Origin of the sequence: Mesorhizobium sp. M4A.F.Ca.ET.090.04.2.1, from assembly GCF_003999085.1 — a bacterium.
Classification (GTDB): domain Bacteria; phylum Pseudomonadota; class Alphaproteobacteria; order Rhizobiales; family Rhizobiaceae; genus Mesorhizobium.
On record NZ_RZOT01000625.1, the window covers coordinates 1 to 3,212 of the forward strand.

Annotated in this window: 1 protein-coding gene; it reads right to left on the bottom strand. The window is 66.5% G+C overall.

Annotated elements, in window-relative coordinates:
- Positions 1-162: 162 nt before the first annotated feature.
- Positions 163-3,212 (bottom strand): NAD-glutamate dehydrogenase (locus EN781_RS29315; RefSeq protein WP_145965703.1); only part of this gene is annotated, 3,050 nt, incomplete at its 5' end.

Here is a 3,212-nt window from a genome sequence, read left to right on the forward strand (position 1 = left end):
GACGCTTGTCCGCTGCAGCGCCGCGCTAACCAATCCGCTTGGCGCTGCAGCGGACAAATAGGGGGAGAACTGTTACCTATGTATCCGGTTCAAACTGTTACCCATCTATCGGCTGGACACCGGCAGGGCAATGAGGGGCGGCGCCAGGCGTTTCGGAGATGGCTACATCCCCGTCAGATCGCTCATCAGCCCGGATGCCACCGACAGCCTCGACACAGTGATGTCGCCGCCCTCGGTCAGCGCCTGCAGCCGCTCGCGGATGCGCGCGACGCGTTCGCCGCCGGCCTCCAGCCAGGCCGTCACCGGGTCGGCCGCCTTGGCATGGGCGGTCAGCGCCGCAACCGCGATGCCGCGCCGGGCGGCGCCGATCGTGTCGGCCGCGCGTGAAAGCGCCAGCTGGTCGTAATAGTCCGGCGGCGAGATCGCGCGCGTCGCTTCCTCGATGCGCGGAATGCGGAAGGCGTCGCTGACGGCGAAGAAGGCCTTCGCCGCGGCGACGATATCGGCATTGGCGGTGCGCGCCGTCAGCGCGATATCCGGGATCAGTTCCCCGACATCGGCGAGCGCCAGCTGTCCGGCAAGCCTCTCCGGTGCCCCGGCCTTGAACAACCCATGCCGCCGCTCCTCGATCCGCTCGCGCGAATATGCCGGCAACAGCGAGGCGAGCTTCGGCTCCAACACCTTGCGTGCCTCCTGCAGCTCGGCGATGCGCTGGCCGAGCGGCGCGGTGCCGGCGTCGTTCTTCAGGTACCAGCCGCTGGTCATGAAGATGAGCCGGCTAACTGCCTGATAGAGATCGAGCTGCACTTGGCCGTCGATCTGGTTGTCGAGCGCGTCGATCTCGCGATAGAGCGCCGGCAGCGCGAAGCCGTCGCGCACCACGGCAAAGGTGCGCACCACGTCGGCGGCGGTGCGTCCGGTGGCCTCCTGCAGCCGGTTGACGAAGGACGGACCGCCGCGATTGACGAGGTCGTTGGCGACCACGCGAGCGATGATCTCGCGGCGCAGCCGGTGGCCGTCGATCTCGGCGGCGTATTTCTTCGCCATCCGGTCCGGGAAATAGCCAAGCAGATCGCGCTCGAAATGCGGATCGTCAGGCACGTCGCTGGCGACGATGTCGGAGAACAGCACGATCTTGGCATAGGCGAGCAGCACGCCGAGTTCGGCCCGGGTCAACGGCTCGCCACGCGCCTCGCGCTCGGCAAGGGCCGCCGGGGACGGCAGCGTCTCGACCGCACGGTTGAGCAGACCGCGCGCCTCCAGCGCCGTCATGAAGCGGCCCTGATGCGCGATGTCGGCCAGCCCGCGCTTGCGGGCGATCGAGAGCGCCAGCGTCTGCTGGTAGTTGTTGGACAGCACCAGCCCGCCGACCTCGCCGGTCATCTCCGAGAGCAATTTGTTGCGCGCCGGCCGGGCTAGCTGGCCTTTGCGCATGGCCGATGCCAGCGCGATCTTGATGTTGACCTCGACGTCGGAGCAGTTGACGCCGGCGGAATTGTCGATGGCGTCGGAATTACAGCGGCCGCCGGCAAGCCCGAATTCGATGCGTGCCCGCTGCGTGACGCCGAGATTGGCGCCCTCGCCGATGACTTTGGCGCGCACGTCGAGCGCGGTGACGCGGATGGCGTCGTTGGCGCGGTCGCCGACATCGGCGTTGGTTTCGGTCGAAGCCCTGAGATAGGTGCCGATGCCGCCGAACCACAGCAGGTCAACAGGCGCCTTGAGGATGGCATTCATGATCTCGACTGGCGTCGCGGTGGTCTTGCCAAGCCCGATCGCGGCGGCGGCCGCCGGTGGCAGCGTGATCGACTTCTGATTGCGCGAGACGATGACGCCGCCATCCGACAGTTTCGACTTGTCGTAGTCCTGCCAGGACGAGCGTGGCAGCGCGAACATGCGCTCCCGCTCGGCCATCGAGGCCGCCATGTCCGGATCGGGATCGATGAAGATATCGCGATGGTCGAAGGCGGCGATCAGCCGCGTCTGCGGCGACAACAGCATCCCGTTGCCGAACACGTCGCCCGACATGTCGCCGACGCCGACGACGGTGAAGGGCGAGGTCTGGATGTCGCGGTTCATCTCGCGGAAGTGCCGCTTGACCGCTTCCCAGGCGCCTTTGGCGGTGATGCCCATCTTCTTGTGGTCGTAGCCGGCCGAGCCGCCGCTGGCGAAGGCATCGTCCAGCCAGAAGCCGTGCTTCTCGGAGATCGCGTTGGCGGTGTCGGAGAAGGTCGCCGTGCCCTTGTCGGCGGCGACGACGAAATAGGGATCGTCAGGATCGCGCCGGACTACGCCGGCCGGCGGGATGACGCCGTCTATGCCGATATTGTCAGTGATCGACAAAAGGCTGGAGACATAGTTTTTGTAGGCCGAGGTGCCGGCCTCGAAGATGGCGTCGCGGCTGCCGCCGACGGGCAGACGCTTCGGATAGAAACCGCCCTTGGCGCCGACCGGCACGATGACGGCGTTCTTGACCTGTTGCGCCTTGACCAGGCCTAGCACCTCGGTGCGGTAGTCCTGGGCGCGGTCCGACCAGCGCAGGCCACCACGTGCGACCGGGCCGAAGCGCAGATGCACGCCCTCGACCTCGGAACCATAGACGAAGATCTCGCGCCACGGCCGCGGCGCCGGCAAGCCGTCGACCGCCTGCGAATCGAGCTTGATCGCCAGCGACTGCCCTCGCTCCTTCGTTCCGGCAACGAAATGATTGGTGCGCAGCGAAGCTTCGATTAGATTGAGGTAGCGGCGGATGATGGTGTCGTCATCGATATTGGGCACCTCCTCCAGCGCATCCTTGATCTTGGCCTTGAGATGCTTGGCCGCCACCACGCCTTCCGTTTCGGCCGCCGGCCCGAGGCGGGCGACGAACAGCGCATGCAGGCCGCGCGCGATGTCGGGATAGCGGTTGAGCGCGGCTGCGATGAAATCCTGGCTCTGCGGAATGCCGGCCTGCTGCAGGTAGCGCCCATAGGCGCGCAGGATGGTGATCTCGCCCGACCACAGGCCGGCCGTCTGGGCAAGGCCATTGTAGCCGTCATTGTCGACGTCGCCGCGCCAGACCGACAGGAACGCATCCTCGAAAAGCCCGCCGCCGCCGGAAAGGTCGATCGGCTTACCGTAGCTGTTCTCCAGCTCCATGTCGTGGATGAAGACCATGCTGGACGGGTCCTCGCCGACCTCGAATGTGCGCTCGCTGATGACGCGGAAGCCGA